The organism is Streptomyces sp. NPDC030820 (assembly GCF_055572075.1).
This window is the reverse complement of record NZ_JBVIEB010000029.1, coordinates 1-20810: the sequence shown is the minus strand read 5'-3', so window position 1 is coordinate 20810 and position 20810 is coordinate 1. Positions and strand designations below refer to the sequence as shown.

Genomic DNA, 20810 nt, shown 5'->3' with positions numbered 1-20810 from the left:
GCCGTTACGATCGGGAAATGGCTGGTCGCAGGCGGGCGTGGAGCATCGGGGCGGTGGGGCTCGGGCTGCTGCTGCCCCTGGCCGGCTGCGGCGGCACCCCCGCCGACTCCGCCCGCACCGAGGTGCAGCACCTGCTCGACCGGCGCTCGGCCGCGCTCCTCGGCCACGACGAGACGGCGTACGGGACGACGGGCACCCGCACGGAGTACATCCGGCTGCGTGCCCTCCCGCTGGCCTCCTGGGCCTACCGGGTCACCGCCGTGCACCGCACGTCCGCCGGAGCCACCGCCGACGCCGACCTGAGCTACCGCGTCGCCGCGTACGACAAGGCCCCCGTCGACGCCCGCCGCACGCTCACCCTCGGCCGCACCGCCGACGGCAAGTGGTACGTCACCGCCGACAGACCCGCCAAGGACGCCGGGCAGCAGCTGTGGGACCAGGGCCCGGTGACCGCCGTCAAGGGCGCCCACAGCCTGGTGCTGGGCACCGGCCGGACCGCCGCCCAGCTGCGCGGATACACCACGCTGGCCGACCGCGCCGTACCGGCCGTCTCGCGGGCCTGGGGCACCGACTGGACCCGCCACGTCGTCGTCCTCGTCCCACGGTCCCTGCAGGACATGGCGGGGCTGCTCGGCTCGCCCGCCGCCAACTACCGGGGGATCGCCGCGGTGACGACCGGCGAGGCGGGGGGCTCGGGCAAGGCGCCCGCGGACCGGGTGGTCGTCAACCCGGAGGCGTACGCCATCCTCGGCGACCTCGGCAAGCAGGTGGTGCTCACCCACGAGACCACCCACGTGGCCACCCGCGCGCACACCACCGCCGCGACCCCGCTGTGGCTCTCCGAGGGCTACGCGGACTGGATCGGCTACCTGGGCACCGGCCGCACCCCCACCGAGGCCGCGCCGGAACTCACCCGCGCCGTCCAGGACGGTCACCCGCCCACTGACCTCCCCACCGACAAGGACTTCGGCTTCACCAGCGACCCGGCCGAGCTCGCCCAGGCCTACGAGGGCGGCTGGCTGGCCTGCCGGATGATCGCCGACCACTGGGGCGCGGCCCGGCTCGACGCCTTCTACCGCGCCGTCGGCAGCCATCGGCAGCGGGCGGGTGCGGTCGAGGCCGCGCTGAAGACGGTGCTGGGCACCACGCCGCAGGCGTTCACCGAGCGATGGCGGGAGTATGTGCGGGCGCAGCTGATCCGCACCGAGTGACGACCGACCACCCTTCTCCGGCAGTTCAGTCGGATGCGCCGAGCGTCTCGATGGCCTCGCGCAGCCAGGCCCGCTCCGCCTTCCCGGTGGCCCGGGCGACCCGCAGCATGCCCTCACGGAACAGGTCCCCGGCCTGCTCCGCGCGCACCGGCTCGCCCTGCCGGTAGAAGAAGCTCGCCGGGGCCTGAAGGAAGTCCAGCCGGCGGCGCAGCACCGCGGCCTGCTCGGCGGGGTCGTCCAGGTGGCGCAGGAAGGCCAGGAGCGTGTTGAAGCGGACCTGGTCGGTGATCTCCGCCTGCTTGGGGTCGCGCAGCCGTGCGAGCAGCTCCTGCCGGCCCGCGGCCGTCAGGGACAGCACCCGGCGCGGGGCGGCGCTCGCGCCCTCCTCGGTGTGCTGGTCGAGCAGTCCGGCGGCGACGAGCCGGTTGATGGCCGGATAGAGCGCACCGTCGCTGACCGGGCGGACATGACCGCTCAGCGCCTTGATGCGTTCCTTCAGCTCGTAACCGTGCAGCGGTTCCTCGGCGAGGAAGCCCAGGATCGACAACTCCAGCACGCGCTCTCCTCCTTGCAGCGGCCCCGGAAGCCATGTTACCTCTTATCGAGCTACCTCGTTTCGATGTAGCTCGATAAGAGGAGCCGTCTGGTGAACGCCCACCGCAAGCAGCTCATAGCCCTCGCCCACCCCGTCTATCTCTCTCTGCTCGCCTCGGTGGCCTCCGGGATCATCAACACCGTCTGGGTCTCCCGGCTCGGCGGCCCGGCCGTCGCCGCCGTGGCCGTCGCCACCAACACCGAGAACGTGCTGCTCGGCGTCGCGCTGGTCTTCGCCTCCGGTACGACCGTGTTGGTGGCGCACGCCAGAGGGGCCCGGGACCCGGCCGCCGTACGAGCCGCCGTGCGCGGTGGCTGGGCCCTGTGCGCGCTGGTGACACCGGTGGTCGCGGCCGGCGGCCTGCTGCTGCGCGAGCCGCTGGCCGGCCTGGTCCTCGGCGGCGACGGCACGGCCCGGAGCCTGGCCACCGCCTACTTCGCGATCTCCCTGCCGGGCATGACCGTCTTCTTCGCCCAGCAACTCGTCGACGGCATCCTGAAGGGCGCAGGCGACACCCGCACCCCCATGCGCCTCGCCCTCCTCGCCAACGCCCTGATCCTCCTCTGCGACCCCGTCCTGATCCACCGCTACGGCGTCCGGGGCGCCGCCGCCTCCACCGTGCTGTGCCGCGCCCTGGCCCTTGCGGTGGGCCTGTGCGCCCTGCGTCGCAACGCCCTGCTGCGGACGGCGGCCGAGGCCCCGGCCGCCGCGGCGGCCCGTGCCGCGCTGCGCCGCACGCTCGCCACCGGTCTGCCCATGTCCGCCGACTTCACCGTGCGCCAGAGCGGAGCCCTGGTGCTGGTGGCGATCGTGGCCCGGCTCGGGGTGACGGCGGTGGCCGCCTACGCCATCGCCTACAAGGTCATGTACGTCGCCACCATGGCCTTCTACGCCGTACGCCAGGCCGCCGCGATCCACACCGCGCACACCAGGGGCGCGGGCGCGGACGCACGGCGGGACATCGGCCGGCAGGCGGTGCTGATATCGGGTGCCCTGGGCCTGACCGCCTCAGCGCTGTTCGCCGCGACCGCACCCTGGATCATGGCCGCCTTCGGCGCCGGACCCGAAGTCGCCCACCAGGGCGCGCTGTTCCTGCGCTGCGTAGGCCCCTATCTGCTGCTGATGGCCTGCTTCATCGCGCTCGGCGGGGTCTTCGAGGGGGCCGGCGGAGCACCGGCGCTGCTCCGGGTCACGCTGCTCGGCACGGCCGTCCAACTGCCCCTGGCGTACGCCCTCGGCGGCCTCGGCCTGCCCGGTGTCTGCCTGGCGCTGGCGCTCGCGATGGCCGTGCAGTGCGCGGCCGTGGCGGCACTGCTGCGCAGGGCCGGCCGCCACGAGGAGGCCGGGGTGTCCCTGGTGCGGGCCGGGTGAGCCGGGAGCGGACGGGGGCTGCCGTCGCCCGGCAGACGGAGCGGTTCAGGTGTCGTGCGGCGGACTCCCCGGAGCGGCTGCCGGGCCGGCCGTCGGCTCCCGGCGCGCGCCGGGAGGGTCAGGGGGAGACCGGTGCCTGCCGGGGCCGGGCCGGCCGCGGCGGCAGCGGCGCGGCGGGCGCCGGGGGAACCGTCGAGCCCCACAGCCGGCGGGCCGCCGTGATCGAGGCCACGACCAGCAGGCCGTTGCGCAGCGCCAGCAGCAGAACGCCGTACCGGTCGCTCACCACCACGTGCCCGAAGCCGAGCGGGAACTCCAGGACCGTCAGGAAGGACGCGGCGACCACCATCAGCGCGGGCGCCCCCATCCGGCTCGCCCGGTACGACACACAGACCGCGCCCAGGCCGACCAGCCACACCAGGTACTGCGGGCTGATCACCCGGCTGGTGACCGTGAACAGCAGAACGGCGGTGAAGGCCGCCTCCGCGAGCGTGTGCGGCGCCCTGCGGGTCATGCGCAGCCGCCACAGCAGCAGCCAGCCGAACGCGGTCACGGTCAGCGCCAGCGCCGCCGCGCTGACCTGGCCCACATGCGGGCCGAGGAACTCGAGCGACCCGTAGTTCAGCAGCACCTGGCCCTGCCAGCCGAAGTGCCGGGCCACATGGAAGACCAGGGCGCCCAGCGACTCGACCTCGGTGCCCCGGTCCCGCTGGAAGGTCAGGAAGGCGAACGCACCCGGCATGGACACCGAGAACAGCGCCGCGAGGCCCGTCGCGGTCACCGCCGCCGACCACCACGCCCGCCGCCGCACGGCACCGACCAGCAGCAGCGCCGGCCACACCTTCAGCAGCGCCCCGAACGCGGTCAGCGTGCCCATCACTCGCGGACGCCGGGCCCCGGCCAGCAGCGCCGCCACGGCCACCGCGGTCACCATCACGTCGTAGCGGGCGTACACCGTCGGCCCGAGCAGCGGCGCGCCCACCACCCACACCCAGGCCCCGTGCAGGGAGCGGCCGGGGCGCCGGGCCGGAAGCACCAGCATCGCCAGCACGACCACGTCGGTGAGGAACGCCAGCACGAAGAAGGCATGCGCGTACGACAGGAAGGGCAGGGCGGCGGGGGAGAGTATCGGCAGGGCGGCGGCCGGCGGGTACTGCCAGGTCACGTCGTCCAGCGGAAACGTTCCTTGACGCAGCACCTCGTACCAGCCCCGGTAGGTCACCGACACGTCGGAGGTGACGTCCGGGCCCGGGAAGACGTACACCTGGAAGACGAAGAGCAGCAGCACCGCGCGGGTGACGGCCCAGATCGCGAGCAGCCATGCCAGGGACCGCCAGGCGCCTCTGGTCTCCACGTGATCCCCCGCTTTCGATTTCAGGTCGGCCACCATGATGTCGTGCGCCTCTGGGCGCATGCCACAGACTCGGCCGCACCTGGCTCCGGACGGCCGATTCGGTAGGGTCGGCGGCGATGCACAAGACCCTGATCGTCACCAACGACTTCCCGCCCCGGCCGGGCGGCATCCAGGCCTTCCTGCACAACATGGCCCTCCGCCTGGACCCCGCCCGGCTGGTCGTCTACGCCTCCACCTGGAAGCGAAGCCGGGAGGGCATCGAGGCCACCGCCGCTTTCGACGCCGAGCAGCCCTTCACCGTCGTACGCGACCGTACGACCATGCTGCTGCCGACCCCGCAGGCAACCCGGCGGGCGGTCGGCCTGCTCCGCGAGCACGGCTGCACCTCGGTGTGGTTCGGTGCGGCGGCCCCCCTCGGTCTGATGGCCCCGGCGCTGCGCAAGGCAGGCGCGGAACGGCTGGTGGCCACCACCCACGGCCACGAGGCCGGCTGGGCCCAGCTGCCCGCCGCCCGGCAACTGCTGCGCCGGATCGGGGAGTCGACGGACACGATCACCTATCTGGGTGAGTACACACGGTCCAGGATCGCCACGGCACTCACCCCGGCCGCGGCCGCCCGCATGGTCCAGCTGCCGCCGGGCGTGGACGAGAAGACCTTCCACCCCGGCTCCGGCGGCGACGAGGTCCGCGCCCGCCTCGGCCTCACCGACCGCCCGGTCGTGGTCTGCGTCTCCCGGCTGGTCCCGCGCAAGGGCCAGGACACCCTCATCCAGGCCATGCCCCGCATCCTCGCCGCCGAGCCCGACACCGTCCTGCTCATCGTCGGCGGCGGCCCCTACGAGCAGGACCTGCGCCGGATGGCCGCCGAAACCGGCGTCGCCGACTCCGTCCGCTTCACCGGCTCCGTCCCCTGGTCCGACCTGCCGGCCCACTTCGGCGCCGGCGACGTCTTCGCCATGCCCTGCCGCACCCGCCGCGGCGGCCTGGACGTGGAGGGCCTGGGCATCGTGTACCTGGAGGCTTCGGCGACGGGCCTGCCGGTGGTGGCGGGGGACTCGGGGGGCGCCCCGGACGCCGTACTCGACGGCGAGACGGGCTGGGTGGTCAGGGGCGGCGAGCCGACGGAGGCCGCGGAGCGGATCGTGACTCTCCTGGGCGACCCCGAGCTGCGCCGCCGCATGGGCGAGCGCGGCCGCCAGTGGGTCGAGGAGAGGTGGCGCTGGGACCTACTCGCCGAGAAACTCAAAGACTTGCTGTAGGGGCAGCCAACCCAAGGGCGCGGGGAACTGCGCGACCAGCCACAACGGACCCGCACTCGCCGACAAAGCGCACCCGGCACCCCAGAAGGCGCCCTTTGTCTTGGCGGAACCGAAAAATCCGCCCATGCTGCGCCCATGACACCAAACCTGATGAGACGTCAGCTGACAAGACGTCACATACTCGGCATGGCCGCACTACAGACCGCGGCCACCCTCGGATTCACCCGCATCGGACTCCAGTCAGCCCGAGCCGCCGAGCCCGACGCAGTCGAATCCGCTCCCGCCATCGTCATCGGCACGGGATACGGCGGTGCCGTCGCCGCCCTCCGCCTGGGGCAAGCCGGCATCCGCACCGTCATGCTGGAGATGGGCCGCCTGTGGAACACCACGGGCAGCGACGGCAAGATCTTCTGCTCCACCTCCGCCCCCGACCAGCGCTCCATGTGGTTCCGCACCCGCACCGAGGCCCCGCTCGCCACCTTCCTCTGGCTGGACGTGGTCAACAAGGACATCGGCGCCTATCCCGGCGTCCTGGACCGCGTCCACTACGACAACATGTCCGTCTACGTCGGCCGCGGCGTCGGCGGCGGCTCCCTCGTCAACGGCGGCATGGCGGTCACGCCCCTGAAGTCGTACTTCACCGAGCAGTTCCCGACCGTGGACGCCGACGAGATGTACGGCACCTACTACCCCCGCGCCCGTGCCATGCTCGGCGTCAACACGATCGACCCGGCCTGGTTCGAGTCCACCGACTGGTACCGGTTCACCCGCACCTCCCGGAAGGCCGCCGGCAACGCGGGCCTGAGGACCACCTTCGTGCCGAACGTCTACGACTTCGGCTACATGCAGCAGGAGGCGGCCGGCACGGCCACGAAGTCCGCGCTCGCCGGCGAGGTCATCTACGGCAACAACCACGGCAAGCGCGGCCTCGACAAGACCTATCTGGCCGCCGCCCTCGGCACCGGCAACGTCACCATCCACACCCTGGAGAGGGTGAGGTCCGTCAGCCGGGCGGGCGACGGGTCGTACCTCCTGACCGCCGACCGGATCGACACCACCGGCGCGGTCGTCGAGACCAAGAGTTACGGCTGCACGTATCTCTTCCTCGGCGGCGGCAGCCTCGGCACCACCGAACTCCTCGTCCGCGCCCGCGACACCGGCACCCTGCCGGACCTGGACTCCGCCGTGGGCGGCGGCTGGGGCACCAACGGCAACACCATGCTCGGCCGTGCCAACCACGTCTGGGACACCGTCGGAGCCGACCAGGCCACCATGCCCGTCATGGGCATCGACGACTGGGCCAACGCCGACAACCCCGTCTTCGCCGAGATCGCCCCGCTGCCCATGGGGTTCGAGCACTGGATCAGCCTCTACCTGGCGATCACCAAGAACCCCGAACGAGCCTCCTTCACCTACGACTCCGCGTCCGGCACGGTGAAGCTCGGCTGGAGCGCCGCCCAGAGCGCGGTGTCGGTGAGCATGGCCAAGAAGCTGTTCGACCGGATCAACCTGGCCAACGCGACCATCTACCGCTACGACCTGTTCGGCTCGGTCAGCAAGGTCTTCGCCGACGACTTCACCTACCACCCGCTGGGCGGCTGCGTCCTCGGGAAGGCCACCGACGACTACGGCCGGGTGAAGGGGTACTCGCATCTCTACGTCACCGACGGCTCGCTCGTGCCCGGCAACATCGGCGTGAACCCGTTCGTCACCATCACCGCGCTCGCCGAACGCACGATGGCGCGGGTCCTCGCCGAGGACACCGCGCCATGAGCCGACTGCCGGACTACTTCTGGTAGATGGCCTCGATCTCGTCCGCGTAGTCCTTCGCCACCACGTTCCGCTTGAGCTTCAGCGACGGGGTGAGGTGGCCCGACTCCTCCGTGAACTGGGAGGGCAGAATGCGGAACTTCCGCACCGATTCCGCCTTCGACACCGCGGCGTTGCCGTCGTCGACAGCCGCCTGGATCGCCGTGAGCAGATCCGGGTCGTCCTTCAGCGACGCCGCGGTGGAACCCGCCGGCTTGCCGTGCTCGGCGCACCAACGGCCCAGGAACTCCTCGTCGATGGTGACCAGCGCGCCCACGAACGGCCGCCCGTCGCCCACCACCATGCACTCCGCGACCAGCGCGTGCGCCCGGATCCGGTCCTCGATCACCGCAGGGGCCACGTTCTTGCCACCCGCCGTGACGATGATCTCCTTCTTCCGGCCGGTGATCCTGAGGTAGCCGTCCTCGTCCAGGGTGCCGATGTCACCGGTGTGGAACCAGCCGTCGGCCAGCGCCTCCGCGGTCGCACCCGGGTTGTTCCAGTACTCCTTGAAAAGGTGCTCGCCGTGCAGCAGCACCTCGCCGTCGTCCGCTATCCGCACCACCGAGCCCGGCAGCGGCTGGCCGACCGTGCCGATCTTCTGCCGGTCCCACGGGTTGAACGCGGTCGCCGCGCAGGACTCGGTCAGGCCGTAGCCCTCCAGCACGGTGAAGCCGATGCCCCGGAAGAAGTGGCCGAGCCGCTCGCCCAGCGGGGCACCGCCGGAGATGGCGTACTCGCCCCGGCCGCCGAGGACCGCGCGCAGCTTGCCGTAGACCACCCTGTCGAAGACCTTGTGCTTGACCTTCAGGCCGAACGACGGGCCGGAGGCGGTGTCCAGCGCCTTGCTGTAGGCGATGGCGGTGTCCGCCGCCTTGTCGAAGATCGCGCCCTTGCCGTCCGCCTGTGCCTTGGCGCGTGCCGTGTTGTAGACCTTCTCGAAGACGCGCGGGACGCCGAGGATCAGCGTCGGCCGGAAGGCGGCCAGCTCGTCGGTGAGGTGCTTGATGTCCGGGACGCAGCCCAGCTTGATCGGCGCCATCATCGGCGCGATCTGCACCAGGCGGCCGAAGACGTGCGCCAGCGGCAGGAAGAGCAGGACCGAGCACTCGCCGGTACGGAACAGGGGGCGCAGCCGCTCCACGATGTTGCCGCACTCGGCGAAGAAGCTGCGGTGGGTGAGCACACAGCCCTTGGGGCGGCCGGTGGTACCGGAGGTGTACACGATGGTCGCCGGGTCGTCGGCCCGGGCGAGCGAGCTGCGCTCCTCGACGGTCCCGTCCGACACGTCCTGCCCGAGCCGCCCGAGCTCCTCCACACCGTCGGCCTCGATCTGCCAGACGTGCTTGAGGGCCGGCAGCGACTCGCGCACCGACTCCACGGCCGCCGCGTGGCCCGGCAGCTCCACGATGCAGGCGGTCGCGCCCGAGTCGGACAGGATCCACTGCACCTGCTCCGGCGAACTGGTCTCGTACACCGGCACGGTGACCGCGCCCGCGCTCCAGATCGCGAAGTCGAGCAGGGTCCACTCGTACCGGGTGCGGGACATCAGGCCCACCCGGTCGCCCGGCTGGACCCCGGAGGCGATGAGACCCTTGGCGGCGGCGCGCACCTCGGCGAGGAAGGCGGCGGCCGTCACGTCCTGCCAGACACCGCCCACCTTGCGGGCGATGACGGCGACGTCGGGATGCTGCGCGGCGTTTCTGCGGACGATGTCGGTCAGGTTGCCGTCCGCAGGGACCTCGTACAAAGCCGGAAGGCTGAACTCGCGCAAGACTGCTGCTCCTCATAGGGCGCCGGCGCCACGACACTGTGTGATGCGACGGTGCGGTCCAAGGCTCGGGCAGGTGCTCGGGAATTCAGCTGTTGAAATCCAGAGCACGACTGGACTGCCCGGACGTTACCCGCCGGTATGGCCTTCCCGACAGGGGTTCCCGGTGAGATGTTCGCTGCGTCACACACGTTGGCGTTCCTTTGCGCACAGTAGTCCACGGCTGAACCGACCGGCGAGTAACCGCAGGCCGGACCGACACTGTTCACGCACACCGCACACGCCTACGCTTGATCGCCATGGCACCCACACCCTCCGGTAACCGAAGCGCCGGACATCGCAGGACGCGCGTCCACGTGGTCAGCGACGTGCACGGCAACGCCAGGGACCTGGCCCGCGCGGGCGAGGGTGCGGACGCGTTGATCTGCCTGGGTGACCTTGTCCTCTTCCTCGACTACGCCGACCACTCGCGCGGCATCTTCCCGGACCTGTTCGGCAAGGAGAACGCCGACCGCATCGTCGAGCTGCGCACGGCCCGCCGGTTCGAGGAGGCGCGGGAGTTCGGCGCCCGGCTGTGGGCCGGCATAGGCACGGACCGGGCCGCGGCCATCGAGAAGGCGGTGCGCAAGCAGTACGCCGAGCTGTTCGCCGCGTTCCCGACCCCGACGTACGCCACCTACGGCAATGTCGACATGCCGCCGCTCTGGAAGGAGTACGCCCACCCCGGCACCACCGTGCTCGACGGCCAGCGGGTGGAGATCGGCGGCCGGATCTTCGGGTTCGTCGGAGGCGGGTTGCGCACACCCATGCGGACGCCGTACGAGATCAGTGACGAGGAGTACGCGGCGAAGATCGAGGCGGTCGGCGAGGTGGACGTGCTGTGCACACACATCCCGCCGGAGGTGCCCGAGCTGGTCTACGACACCGTCGCGCGCCGCTTCGAGCGGGGCAGCCGCGCCCTGCTGGCGGCGATCCGCCGCACCAAGCCGCGCTATTCGCTCTTCGGCCACGTCCACCAGCCGCTCGCGCGCCGGATGCGGATCGGCGCGACCGAGTGCGTGAACGTGGGCCACTTCGCGGGGACGGGCCGCCCCTGGGCGCTCGAATGGTGACCGGTTGACGGTGGGTGGGACATGGGGTGAAGGCGGCAGGTCGGCGGCGCGGTAGCCTTCACGCTGCACACACGTGCGCACGACGACCTCTGTACCGGCCCGCATCTGGAGGAGCCACGGCGATGGCGGAACACACCAGCTCGAGCATCACCATCGAGGCGGCACCGGCCGACGTCATGGGGGTGATCGCCGACTTCGCCCGCTACCCGGACTGGACGGGCGAGGTGAAGGAGGCGGAGGTCCTCAAGACCGACGACCAGGGCCGTGCCGAGCAGGTCCGGCTCGTCATGGACGCGGGGGCGATCAAGGACGACCAGACGCTGGCCTACACCTGGACCGGCGACAACGAGGTCTCCTGGACCCTGGTCAAGTCCCAGATGCTCCGCTCCCTGGACGGCTCGTACATCCTCAAGCCCACGGGCCCCGCCACGACGGAGGTCACCTACCTCCTCACCGTGGACGTCAAGATCCCCATGCTCGGCATGATCAAGCGCAAGGCGGAAAAGGTCATCATCGACCGCGCCCTGGCAGGCCTGAAGAAGAGGGTGGAATCTCCCGAGTAGCCCCGACGGCGGCCGGCCGACCCGCCACCCGTCGCGCGCAGCCGGCCAGGTTGCCTTCCGCCTGACCGCTGCCGGCCGCGAGCGGGGGCCGTGCGGCTACTGCTGTGGGCAGCCGGCCGCTCCCCTCCACTTTCCCAAGCAGCTACGGGCTGCCGCATCACCCCCCCGCCCCGGGCGGCCACTCTTCCGCCGAGCCGCAGGCTGCCGTACCGCCACCGCCGGGTCGCCACACGCCACCGCAGACGCCCATGCGCCCACTTCGCCGCAGGCGGCCGCGCACCGCACCCCCGCCCAGCCCGCGGGCACTCGTGTACCTCACCCACCCACCCGCCACTGGTGGCTGTGCGTCGCACCCCCCGTCCAGCCCGCGGGCACTCGCGCACCGTTACCCCCGCTCAGCCGCAGGCGGCCGCGTGCCGAGCCCCCGCCCAGCCGCGGGCAGTCGTGCCGCTGGGGCGGCACGGGTGGGCGCGGGCGGCAACCCGTCAGCGCCGGGGTGCGCGACCGACCCCCCGGCCGGCCTCAGCTCCGGGCGCTGCCCGATGCCGCAGTCACGGGCGCCGCGCAGTACCTCAGCTCTGGGCGCCGGCTCATGACACGCCGTTCACTACCGCCACGCTCGGCCACCGCACACCACCCCGTCCCCCGCCCTCCGTTACCGTTCAGCCTCATGCGCACCATCCTGATCACGGGCCCGGGCGGCGGTGGTCGTACGACCGTCGCTGCCGCCACCGCACAGCGCGCCGCAGGCGACGGCGTCCGCACGCTGCTGCTGAGTGCCGACCGCACCGACAGCCTCGGCGCCGCACTGGGCTCCGCGACCGGACCGGTGCCGGAGGAAGCCGCCGCGAACCTCACCACCTGGCGGCCCGATGCCGTCGACCGCTTCCGGCACGACCTCACCGCCTTCCAGAGCCGCGCAGCCACCGTCCTCGACCTGCTCGGCGCCGCCCGGCTGGACGCCGAGGAGGTCACCCCGCTGCCCGGCGCCGAGGAGCTGTCCTTCCTGCGGGCCGTCCGGGACGCGGCGCTGTCCGAGCGCTACGACCTGCTCGTCGTGGACCTTCCGCCGCTCCCGCAGGCCCTCGCCCTGCTCGCCCTCCCGGAGGAGCTGCGCCGCTATCTGCGCCGCCTCCTCCCGCCCGAGCGGCAGGCGGCCCGCGCCCTGCGCCCGGTCCTCGGCCGGCTGGCCGGCGTGCCGATGCCGTCCGACTGGCTGTACGAGACGGCCGCCCGCTGGGACGTCGAACTCGCCGCCGTCGAGGCCGTCCTCGCCGACCGGAACACCGCCGTACGCCTGGTCGCCGAACCCGGCCCGGCCGGCGCCGACGCCGTACGGACCGCCGGCCTCGGCCTCGCCCTGCGCGGCCTGCGCACCGAGGCCTTGATCGCCAACCGCACCCTGCCCGAGACCGACCCGGACAGCCTGTTCGCCGGACTCCTCGCCCAGCAGCGCAAGACGCTCGCCGACTGGCAGGAGCAGCCCTACGACGTCCACCCCGTCCCGCACCTCGGCCACGACCCGCGCGGCGCCGACGACCTCACCGCCCTCGCCGTACCCCCCGTCAACCCGGTGCCCGCCCCCGTCGAGTGGCCCGTCACCGACCGCAGGAGCGACGACGGTGTACTGGTCTGGCACATCCCGCTGCCCGGCGCCATACGGGACGAACTGGACCTGATCCGCCGCGGCGACGAGCTCGTGATCACCGCGGGCCCCTTCCGGCGGATCGTCCCGCTGCCCTCCGCCCTGCGCCGCTGCAGCGTCGCCGGGGCCGGCCTGCGCGAGGGCGAGCTGCGCATCCGCTTCGCCCCGGACCCCGACCTGTGGCCCACCACCGGACGGTGATGATCCGGGTACGCCCGTTCGGGTAACGTCGTAAGGGCGAACCGTAGTCAGGAGTCCGCCATGAGCGAAGAGCGTCCCGCGTCCGACTCGTATGAGGAACATGAGGAACAGGGGCGCCGGGCGACCGACGCCGACGCCTGGGCCACCGCCTGCGCCGAGGACCTCGCCGCGGAGAAGGCCCGCCGACGCGCCGAGTACGGCCCGCAGCCGGGCTCGGCCGCCGAGGAACTGAAGAGACTCGTGGACACGGTGGCCGACAAGCTCTCCGGCCTCCCGTCACCGCTCCTCGGCAGCCTCGCCGGACCCGCCGCCCAGCAGGTGGTGCGCCAGGTCGTCCAGCAGGCCAAGGCCGCCGTCGAGCCCGTCATAGACCGCAACCCGGACGTCTTCGACCACCTGGCCGCGGCCGGCGGCGAACTGCTCGCCGCCTACCGCTCCGCCGTCCAGGCCCAGGAGCGCCGCTGGACCGCCCGCACCGCCGACGACCTGACCCGCGAGGCGCGGGACGACCGGCGGGACCGGGGCGAGGGCACCGGCCCGGGGGAGCGGATCGACCTGGACTGAAGCGCTTTCCCGGCAGGGCCTCGGGTACGGTTGGCCGTAGCGGGGCTCGACCGAAACTGAGGGATTCATGGGACTCACCATCGGCGTCGACATCGGCGGCACCAAGATTGCGGCCGGCGTGGTCGACGAGGAAGGCAACATCCTCTCGACCTTCAAGGTGCCGACCCCCACCACGCCCGAGGCCATCGTGGACGCCATCGCCTCGGCGGTGGAGGGTGCGCGCGCCGGGCACGAGATCGTCGGCGTGGGCATCGGTGCGGCCGGTTATGTCAACCGGCAGCGCTCGACGGTGTACTTCGCGCCGAACATCGACTGGCGCCAGGAGCCGCTGAAGGAGAAGGTCGAGGCCCGCGTGGGCCTCCCGGTCGTGGTCGAGAACGACGCCAACGCCGCCGCCTGGGGCGAGTACAAGTTCGGCGCCGGCAAGGGCCACCGCAACGTCATCTGCATCACGCTCGGCACCGGCCTCGGCGGCGGCATCATCATCGGCAACAAGCTGCGCCGCGGCCACTTCGGCGTGGCCGCGGAGTTCGGTCACATCCGGATGGTTCCGGACGGCCTGCTGTGCGGCTGCGGTTCACAGGGCTGCTGGGAGCAGTACGCCTCCGGTCGCGCGCTCGTCAGATACGCCAAGCAGCGCGCCAACGCCACCCCGGAGAACGCCGAGATCCTGCTCGGCCTCGGCGACGGCACCCCGGACGGCATCGAGGGCAAGCACATCTCCATGGCCGCCCGCCAGGGCGACCCGGTGGCCGTCGACTCCTACCGCGAGCTGGCCCGCTGGGCCGGCGCGGGGCTGGCCGACCTCGCCTCCCTCTTCGACCCGTCCGCGTTCATCGTCGGCGGCGGCCTCTCCGACGAGGGCGAGCTGGTCCTCGACCCGATCCGCAAGTCCTACAAGCGCTGGCTGGTCGGCGGCAACTGGCGCCCGGTGGCCGACGTGATCGCCGCCCAGCTCGGCAACAAGGCGGGCCTCGTCGGCGCGGCGGATCTGGCCCGGGAGCCCGACCCGATCATGTAGTGGGGCCGTACGACAGTGCCCGCCGCGTCCGGTCCCGGGACGGGCGGGCATCGTCGTATGTTGATCGGCATGGCGACCAGCACGCTGCTCCCCAACTCCCGTACCGAGTCCGACGGTTCCGCCGTCATCCGCGTCCTGAGCTACAACATCCGCTCGATGCGCGACGACACCGACGCCCTGGCCAGGATCATCACCGCCTGCGCCCCCGACCTGGTCCTGGTCCAGGAAGCCCCCCGCTTCTTCCGCTGGCGCAAGAAGCTCGCCCGGCTGGCGGCGGCCTCCGGCCAGGTCATCCTCACCGGTGGAGCCACCGCGGCCGGTCCGGCGATCCTCTGCTCGCTCCGGGCCACCGTCGAGCGCACGGAGGACGTACTCCTCCCGCTCACCCCCGGACTCCACCGACGCGGCTTCGCCACGGCGGTGGTCCGCTTCGGCGCCGCCCGCGTCGGCCTGCTCAGCTGTCATCTGAGCCTGCAGAAGGACGAGCGCCGCGAGCAGGCCGCCCTGCTCCTCGACCGCCTCGCCGGCCTGGGGGTGGAGCACGCCATCGCCGGCGGCGACCTCAACGAAGGCCCCGACGGCCCCGCCTTCCGTCTGCTCTCCACGAGCCTCCAGGACTGCCGTGCCGTCGCGCCCTGGGGCGGCGAGACCACCTGGCCGCACAGCGAGCCCCCGCAGCGCATCGACGCCGTCTTCGCGAGCAAGGGCATCGAGGTGCTGGGCTGCGGGGTTCCGCTGGACCAGCCGGGGATCACACGGGCCGACCTGACGGCGGCCACGGACCACCTCCCGGTCCTCGCCGCCCTGCGCGTACCGGTGGCATGAGACTGCTCGAACCAAGTACAGGAAACCGGTGGCAGCACTGGGCGCGGGAGTCCACCTCGCCAAGTCCGGGCGTCCCCTCGCCCTCAGACCACCGCGCCCCGGCCCGGGTCGTCGTTCTCCTCGTCGTCCGTGCGCATGCGCATCACCAGCGTGGCGAAGCCGCCGAGGAAGCCGCCGATGCCGAGGGTCGTCAGCCACCAGGTCATGTCCCAGCCGAGCAGCACCGCCAGCAGCAGCAGGACCGGCCCGCCGACGACGCCCAGCCAGGCGAACTTCGCGGTGGTGTCGGCGGTCGGCAGCGGCGGCGGCTCCGGCGGGACGAAGTGGCCCTCGTCGTCCTCGTCGAAGTCGTCCTCGGAGGGCTCGGGCGGGTTGTAGTCGCGCGGGCCGACGCCGGGCGCGAACGAGACCGAGCTGCCCAGCGGCCGCACCGGCGCCTTGCCGGAGTCGCTCTCGGCGTCCTTCTCCGGCTCCGGCTCCGGCAGCGCCAGGTCCTCCACCGGCTTGAAGGGCCGGGCGCCCGGCGGGTCCGGCGGCTCCTCGCCGTACCCCGCGACGATGGCCCGCCAGGCGGCGTCCTCGTCGAAGGGCACCTTCTGCTCGTCCGGCTCGCGGTCCTCGCGGTCGGACTCGTGCTCAGCCACCTGTGGCCGCCCCTTCCTTGCCGAGACTGGGTGCGAGCCGGCCCATGAAGGCGAGGCTCTCCTCGAAGATCCGGTCCGCATCCTGGTCCAACGTCGCCACGTGGTAGCTCTGTTCCAGCACGATCTCCGTCACGTCCGTGGACGACACCCGGCTCAGCACCCGGGCGGAGTCGGCCGCCGGGACCACATGGTCCTGGGCGCTGCGCAGCAGCAGCAGCGGCTGGGTGACCTGGGGCAGCTCGCCGTCCAGCCGGCGCAGGAACACCCGCAGCGAGTGCGCGGCGTGCAGCGGCACCCGGTCGTAGCCCAGCTCGGCCGCGCCCTCCTTGGCGATGTCGCTGGCGATGCCCTTCGTCGTCCGCACGAGATGCCGGGCCACCGGAAGGGCGTACGCCGACAGGCCGTGCACCTTGTTCGCCGGGTTGACGACCACGGCGCCCGTGACCCGCTCGCCGTGCCGGGCCGCCAGCCGGAGCGCCAGCGCGCCGCCCATCGACAGGCCCGCGACGAACACCTGGGAGCAGCGCTCGGAGAGGATCCGCAGCTCGCGGTCCACCTCTGCGTACCAGTCCTGCCAGCCCGTGACCTGCATGTCCTCCCAGCGGGTGCCGTGGCCGGGCAGCAGGGGCAGCGACACGGTCAGGCCGTGCGCCGCGTGGTGCTCCGCCCAGGGGCGCAGCGACTGGGGCGAGCCGGTGAAGCCGTGGCAGAGGAGGACCCCCACCTCCCCGCCCTGGTGGCGGTACGGCTCGGCTCCGGGGAGGACCGGCACCTTCGACGCTCCTGTTCCTGAGGAGGGCCCCACCGGTGGCCGGCGGGGCCGTGCGGAAAACGTGCGGATGTGCTTCACCGTACGCGACCGCACTGACACCGACCAGGGTCGTCGGGCCCTTTGACGGTCCTGAAGGGTTAAGGTCTGTTCGACGGAAACAGGAGGCAAGCGGGTGTTGTACGGCACGATGAAGGTCGCCATCGGTGGGCCGCTGAAGGTCGCCTTCAGGCCCTGGGTGGAAGGCCTGGAGAACATACCGGCCGAGGGTCCCGCCATCCTGGCGAGCAACCACCTGTCCTTCTCGGACTCCTTCTTCCTCCCCGTGGTGCTGGACCGCAAGGTCACCTTCATCGCGAAGGCCGAGTACTTCACCACGCCCGGTGTGAAGGGGCGGCTGACCGCGGCCTTCTTCAAGGGCGTCGGACAGCTCCCGGTGGACCGCTCCGGGGCGCGCGGCGCCGGCGAGGCCGCGATCAAGAGCGGCATAGAGGTGCTGGAGCGCGGTGAGCTGTTCGGCATCTACCCCGAGGGCACCCGCTCGCCCGACGGCCGGCTCTACCGGGGCAAGCCCGGCGGCCTGGCGCGCGTGGCGCTCGCCACCGGCGCTCCGGTCATCCCGGTGGCCATGATCGACACCGAGAAGATCCAGCCGCCGGGCAAGGTGATGCCGAAGCTGATGCGGCCCGGCATCCGTATCGGCAAGCCGCTGGACTTCAGCCGCTACCACGGCATGGAGCACGACCGCTTCGTCCTGCGCGCCCTGACCGACGAGGTCATGTACGAGATCATGAAGCTGTCGGGCCAGGAGTACGTCGACATGTACGCGACGGCGGCCAAGCGGCAGATCGCGGAGGCGGCGAAGGCCGCCAAGGAAGCGGAGAAGAAGGCCGAGGGGTAGGCGGGGAGCCGGGGGAGTCGGGGGCTGGGGGGGACATGCCCAAACGCGAGCGCGTGATGAGGATGTCGGTCGAGCTGCCGCTGTGGCGCGCGCTCGCCGGCTACCGCGTGCTGACCATGCTGTACGCCATCGGTCTGGGCGCCACCAGGTACGGCCTCTTCACGCACCCCTGGGTCGCCGTCTGCTACTTCGCCGTCCTGTTCGTCTGGACCCTCGCGACCCTGCCGAGGGTGCGGAACGCGGCGAGCTGCACCAAGCCCTTCCTGGCCGCCGACCTGACCATCGCCCTCACCGGCGTCCTGATCACCCCGCTCGCCGACAGCCATCAGCGGATCGCGGGCGGCCCCACGCTGCCCTCGATATGGACCGGCGGTGCGGTGCTGGCCTTCGCGATCAAGGGCGGCTGGCGCTGGGCCGCCGCGGCCTCCACGCCGGTCGCGCTGGCCAACTTGGTCGAACGCGGCCACCCCGCCCGGGACACCGTGCACAGCCTGATCCTCGTCTGGGTGGCCTCCATCGGCATCGGCTACGTCGTGGAGGTCGCCCGCGCCTCGGAGCGCACTCTCGCCCGCGCCCTGGAGATCGAGGCGGCGACCCGGGAACGGGAGCGGCTGGCCCGGGACATCCACGACGGCGTGCTCCAGGTACTGGCGATGGTGCAGCGGCGCGGCGCGGTCATCGGCGGCGAGGCGGCGGAGCTGGGGCGGCTCGCCGGGGAGCAGGAGGTGGCGCTGCGCACGCTGGTCTCCGGCGGTCTGCTGCCGGTCTCCCGGGTGTCGGAGGACGCCGCGGCCGGGGCCGTGGTACGGGCGGTGGACGAGCCCGACGACGAGGGACCGGTCGATCTGCGCTCCCTGCTCGCCCCGTACGCCGGTGCCCGGGTGAGCCTGGCCGAGCCCGGTGCGCCGGTCGCGCTGCCCCGGCCGGCCGCGCGGGAGCTGGCCGCCGCGGTCGGCGCCGCTCTGGACAACGTCCGCGAGCACGCGGGTGAGCAGGCCCGGGCCTGGATCCTGGTCGAGGACGAGCCGGACGAGATCGTCGTGACCGTGCGGGACGACGGCCCCGGCATTCCCGTGGGCCGGCTCGCGCAGGCCGAGGGGGAGGGCCGGCTCGGCGTGGCCCAGTCGATCCGGGGGCGGCTGCGCGACCTGGGCGGCAGCGCCGAACTCCTCTCCGTCCCCGGGCAGGGCACGGAAGTGGAACTGAAGGTACCGAAGAACACGAAGGCGGGGCGTCGATGAGCGAGCAGCAGGACCCGATCAAGGTCATGGTGGTGGACGACCACCCCATGTGGCGCGACGCGGTCGCCCGGGACCTGACCGAGTCCGGCTTCCATGTGGTCGCCACGGCCGGTGACGGCGAGCAGGCGGTCCGCCGCGCCAGGGCCGCCGCCCCCGACGTCCTCGTGCTGGACCTCAACCTGCCCGCCAAGCCCGGCGTCCAGGTGTGCAAGGAACTCGTCGGCCACAACCCGGCGTTGCGCGTCCTCGTCCTCTCGGCGAGCGGCGAGCACGCCGACGTGCTGGAGGCGGTCAAGTCCGGCGCGACCGGCTATCTGCTGAAGTCGGCGTCCACCGAGGAGCTGTTGGACGCGGTGCGCCGTACCGCCGTCGGCGACCCGGTGTTCACGCCCGGTCTCGCCGGACTGGTCCTCGGCGAGTACCGCCGGCTGGCCGCCGAGCCCGCGCCCGCCCCGGACGCCGACGAGCCGGGCGCGCCCCGGCTGACCGACCGGGAGACGGAGGTGCTGCGGCTGGTCGCCAAGGGACTGAGCTACAAGCAGATCGCCGAACGCCTCGTCATCTCCCATCGCACGGTGCAGAACCACGTCCAGAACACCCTCGGCAAGCTGCAGTTGCACAACAGGGTCGAGCTGGTGCGGTACGCCATAGAGCGCGGACTGGACGACGAGTAGGGTCCGTTGCACGGCCGTACGCCTGAATCACCCTTCCCGCCTCTCCCGATGTGACGTGAATCACCACTAGCGTGACTCTGTGTCAGGGAACCGCGGTGAAGGGACATTTCCATGCGGGTCGGAGTACTGACCGGAGGCGGCGACTGCCCCGGGCTCAACGCCGTCATCCGGGGCATCGTCCGCAAGGGCGTGCAGGAGTACGGCTATGACTTCGTCGGCTTCCGGGACGGCTGGCGGGGTCCCCTCGAAGGCGACACCGTCCGTCTCGACATCCCCGCGGTGCGCGGCATCCTGCCCCGCGGCGGCACCGTCCTCGGCTCCTCGCGCACCAACCCCCTCAAGGCGGAGAACGGCATCCGCCGGATCAAGGACAACCTGGCCAAGCTGGAGGTCCAGGCCCTCATCGCGATCGGCGGCGAGGACACCCTGGGCGTCGCCGCGCGGCTGTCCGACGAGTACGGGGTGCCCTGCGTCGGGGTGCCCAAGACCATCGACAACGACCTGTCGGCCACCGACTACACCTTCGGCTTCGACACCGCCGTCAACATCGCCACCGAGGCCATCGACCGGCTGCACACCACCGCCGAGTCCCATATGCGGGTCCTGGTCGTGGAGGTGATGGGCCGGCACGCCGGCTGGATCGCCCTGCACTCCGGCCTGGCCGGCGGCGCCAACGTCATCCTCATCCCCGAGCAGCGCTTCGACGTCGACCAGGTCTGCGCCTGGGTGACCTCCCGCTTCCGGGCGTCCTACGCGCCGATCGTGGTCGTCGCCGAGGGCGCCATGCCGAAGGACGGCGACATGGTGCTCAAGGACGGGTCGCTGGACTCCTTCGGGCATGTCCGGCTCTCCGGGGTCGGCGAGTGGCTGGCCAAGGAGATCGAGGGCCGCACCGGCAAGGAGGCCAGGACCACGGTCCTCGGCCATGTCCAGCGCGGCGGCACCCCCAGCGCCTTCGACCGCTGGCTCGCCACCCGCTTCGGCCTGCACGCCATCGACTGCGTCCACGACGGCGACTTCGGCACGATGGTCGCGCTGCGCGCCACCGACATCGTCCGCGTCCCGATCTCCGAGGCCACGGCCAAGCTGAAGACGGTGAACCCGAAGCTGTACGAAGAGGTCGGGGTGTTCTTCGGCTGACGGTCCGGTCCGGGGGGGGGGGGGGGGGGGGGGGGGGGGCCCCCCCCCCCCCCCCCCCCCCCCTCGCCCCCCCCCCCACCCCCCCCCCCCCGCAACCGAGTCTGTGAGCTTTTCGCTTGGGTCAAAAACTAGAGGAAAAC

Annotated in this window: 19 protein-coding genes; 14 read left to right on the top strand and 5 right to left on the bottom strand. The window is 72.3% G+C overall.

Annotated features, from left to right (window positions below):
* Window positions 1-17 precede the first annotated feature (17 nt).
* Window positions 18-1211, top strand: coding sequence for a hypothetical protein (locus ACZ418_RS42130; protein WP_468373977.1), 1194 nt, complete (start codon window positions 18-20; stop codon window positions 1209-1211).
* Between the two features lie 25 nt (window positions 1212-1236).
* On the opposite strand, the gene ACZ418_RS42125 is transcribed toward ACZ418_RS42130, so the two are convergent.
* The gene (locus ACZ418_RS42125) at window positions 1237-1767 is read right to left on the bottom strand and encodes a PadR family transcriptional regulator (protein ID WP_468373974.1); all 531 of its coding nucleotides are present in this window, start codon (window positions 1765-1767) and stop codon (window positions 1237-1239) included.
* A 90-nt stretch (window positions 1768-1857) separates the two neighbouring features.
* Between ACZ418_RS42125 and ACZ418_RS42120 the strand changes: the two genes are divergently transcribed.
* Entirely contained in the window at window positions 1858-3177 is a 1320-nt protein-coding gene (locus ACZ418_RS42120; protein ID WP_468373972.1) for an MATE family efflux transporter, read from the top strand.
* A gap of 118 nt (window positions 3178-3295) precedes the next feature.
* Here ACZ418_RS42120 and ACZ418_RS42115 read toward each other — a convergent pair whose 3' ends face one another.
* Window positions 3296-4531, bottom strand: a complete 1236-nt coding sequence (locus ACZ418_RS42115; protein WP_468374016.1) for a glycosyltransferase 87 family protein — start codon at window positions 4529-4531, stop codon at window positions 3296-3298.
* A 116-nt stretch (window positions 4532-4647) separates the two neighbouring features.
* On the opposite strand from ACZ418_RS42115, the gene ACZ418_RS42110 reads away from it, so the two are divergent.
* Together ACZ418_RS42110 and ACZ418_RS42105 are read left to right on the top strand one after the other, a co-directional pair.
* On the top strand, window positions 4648-5790 hold the full coding sequence (locus ACZ418_RS42110; RefSeq protein ID WP_468373969.1) for a glycosyltransferase family 4 protein: 1143 nt from the start codon (window positions 4648-4650) through the stop codon (window positions 5788-5790).
* A 150-nt stretch (window positions 5791-5940) separates the two neighbouring features.
* Complete coding sequence (locus tag ACZ418_RS42105; RefSeq protein ID WP_468373967.1) at window positions 5941-7563, top strand: GMC oxidoreductase; 1623 nt, start codon at window positions 5941-5943, stop codon at window positions 7561-7563.
* 13 nt (window positions 7564-7576) lie between these two features.
* Here ACZ418_RS42105 and ACZ418_RS42100 read toward each other — a convergent pair whose 3' ends face one another.
* Complete coding sequence (locus ACZ418_RS42100) at window positions 7577-9373, bottom strand: AMP-dependent synthetase/ligase (protein ID WP_468373964.1); 1797 nt, start codon at window positions 9371-9373, stop codon at window positions 7577-7579.
* A gap of 296 nt (window positions 9374-9669) precedes the next feature.
* On the opposite strand from ACZ418_RS42100, the gene ACZ418_RS42095 reads away from it, so the two are divergent.
* The 6 genes from ACZ418_RS42095 (at window position 9670) to ACZ418_RS42070 (ending at window position 15301) form a co-directional block, all read left to right on the top strand.
* On the top strand, window positions 9670-10482 hold the full coding sequence (locus ACZ418_RS42095) for a metallophosphoesterase family protein (protein WP_468373961.1): 813 nt from the start codon (window positions 9670-9672) through the stop codon (window positions 10480-10482).
* Window positions 10483-10604: 122 nt separating this feature from the next.
* On the top strand, window positions 10605-11045 hold the full coding sequence (locus tag ACZ418_RS42090; protein WP_388621519.1) for an SRPBCC family protein: 441 nt from the start codon (window positions 10605-10607) through the stop codon (window positions 11043-11045).
* A 670-nt stretch (window positions 11046-11715) separates the two neighbouring features.
* A complete protein-coding gene (locus ACZ418_RS42085; protein WP_468373958.1) occupies window positions 11716-12891 on the top strand; it encodes an ArsA family ATPase in 1176 nt (391 codons plus the stop codon).
* Window positions 12892-12951: 60 nt separating this feature from the next.
* Window positions 12952-13455: a DUF5304 domain-containing protein gene (locus ACZ418_RS42080; RefSeq protein WP_468373955.1), complete on the top strand. Its 504-nt coding sequence runs from the start codon at window positions 12952-12954 to the stop codon at window positions 13453-13455.
* A gap of 67 nt (window positions 13456-13522) precedes the next feature.
* Window positions 13523-14476: an ROK family glucokinase gene (locus ACZ418_RS42075; RefSeq protein WP_055705252.1), complete on the top strand. Its 954-nt coding sequence runs from the start codon at window positions 13523-13525 to the stop codon at window positions 14474-14476.
* Window positions 14477-14545: 69 nt separating this feature from the next.
* Window positions 14546-15301: an endonuclease/exonuclease/phosphatase family protein gene (locus ACZ418_RS42070; protein ID WP_468373951.1), complete on the top strand. Its 756-nt coding sequence runs from the start codon at window positions 14546-14548 to the stop codon at window positions 15299-15301.
* 83 nt (window positions 15302-15384) lie between these two features.
* On the opposite strand, the gene ACZ418_RS42065 is transcribed toward ACZ418_RS42070, so the two are convergent.
* Window positions 15385-15945, bottom strand: a complete 561-nt coding sequence (locus ACZ418_RS42065; RefSeq protein ID WP_468373948.1) for a hypothetical protein — start codon at window positions 15943-15945, stop codon at window positions 15385-15387.
* Complete coding sequence (locus tag ACZ418_RS42060) at window positions 15938-16717, bottom strand: alpha/beta hydrolase (RefSeq protein WP_468373945.1); 780 nt, start codon at window positions 16715-16717, stop codon at window positions 15938-15940. Before ACZ418_RS42060 ends, ACZ418_RS42065 begins: the two co-directional genes overlap by 8 nt.
* A gap of 187 nt (window positions 16718-16904) precedes the next feature.
* On the opposite strand from ACZ418_RS42060, the gene ACZ418_RS42055 reads away from it, so the two are divergent.
* The 4 genes from ACZ418_RS42055 to ACZ418_RS42040 all read left to right on the top strand — a co-directional run bounded on the left by ACZ418_RS42055 (window position 16905) and on the right by ACZ418_RS42040 (window position 20670).
* Complete coding sequence (locus tag ACZ418_RS42055; RefSeq protein ID WP_468374014.1) at window positions 16905-17615, top strand: lysophospholipid acyltransferase family protein; 711 nt, start codon at window positions 16905-16907, stop codon at window positions 17613-17615.
* 35 nt (window positions 17616-17650) lie between these two features.
* Window positions 17651-18856, top strand: a complete 1206-nt coding sequence (macS, locus tag ACZ418_RS42050) for a MacS family sensor histidine kinase (protein ID WP_468373943.1) — start codon at window positions 17651-17653, stop codon at window positions 18854-18856.
* Entirely contained in the window at window positions 18853-19530 is a 678-nt protein-coding gene (locus tag ACZ418_RS42045; RefSeq protein ID WP_468373940.1) for a response regulator, read from the top strand. The genes macS and ACZ418_RS42045 overlap by 4 nt, the downstream gene beginning before the upstream one ends.
* Window positions 19531-19641: 111 nt before the next feature.
* Window positions 19642-20670: a 6-phosphofructokinase gene (locus ACZ418_RS42040; protein WP_468373937.1), complete on the top strand. Its 1029-nt coding sequence runs from the start codon at window positions 19642-19644 to the stop codon at window positions 20668-20670.
* Window positions 20671-20810: the final 140 nt, after the last annotated feature.

Bases quoted from the DNA above. Each gene is read 5' to 3' on its own strand.
- ACZ418_RS42110 (WP_468373969.1), top strand. From the start codon at position 4,648: ATGCACAAGACCCTGATCGTCACCAACGACTTCCCGCCCCGGCCGGGC.
- ACZ418_RS42090 (WP_388621519.1), top strand. From the start codon at position 10,605: ATGGCGGAACACACCAGCTCGAGCATCACCATCGAGGCGGCACCGGCC.
- ACZ418_RS42080 (WP_468373955.1), top strand. From the start codon at position 12,952: ATGAGCGAAGAGCGTCCCGCGTCCGACTCGTATGAGGAACATGAGGAA.
- ACZ418_RS42040 (WP_468373937.1), top strand. From the start codon at position 19,642: ATGCGGGTCGGAGTACTGACCGGAGGCGGCGACTGCCCCGGGCTCAAC.
- ACZ418_RS42045 (WP_468373940.1), top strand. From the start codon at position 18,853: ATGAGCGAGCAGCAGGACCCGATCAAGGTCATGGTGGTGGACGACCAC.
- ACZ418_RS42130 (WP_468373977.1), top strand. From the start codon at position 18: ATGGCTGGTCGCAGGCGGGCGTGGAGCATCGGGGCGGTGGGGCTCGGG.
- ACZ418_RS42095 (WP_468373961.1), top strand. From the start codon at position 9,670: ATGGCACCCACACCCTCCGGTAACCGAAGCGCCGGACATCGCAGGACG.
- ACZ418_RS42075 (WP_055705252.1), top strand. From the start codon at position 13,523: ATGGGACTCACCATCGGCGTCGACATCGGCGGCACCAAGATTGCGGCC.
- ACZ418_RS42070 (WP_468373951.1), top strand. From the start codon at position 14,546: ATGGCGACCAGCACGCTGCTCCCCAACTCCCGTACCGAGTCCGACGGT.
- ACZ418_RS42055 (WP_468374014.1), top strand. From the start codon at position 16,905: ATGAAGGTCGCCATCGGTGGGCCGCTGAAGGTCGCCTTCAGGCCCTGG.
- macS (WP_468373943.1), top strand. From the start codon at position 17,651: ATGCCCAAACGCGAGCGCGTGATGAGGATGTCGGTCGAGCTGCCGCTG.
- ACZ418_RS42085 (WP_468373958.1), top strand. From the start codon at position 11,716: ATGCGCACCATCCTGATCACGGGCCCGGGCGGCGGTGGTCGTACGACC.
- ACZ418_RS42105 (WP_468373967.1), top strand. From the start codon at position 5,941: ATGAGACGTCAGCTGACAAGACGTCACATACTCGGCATGGCCGCACTA.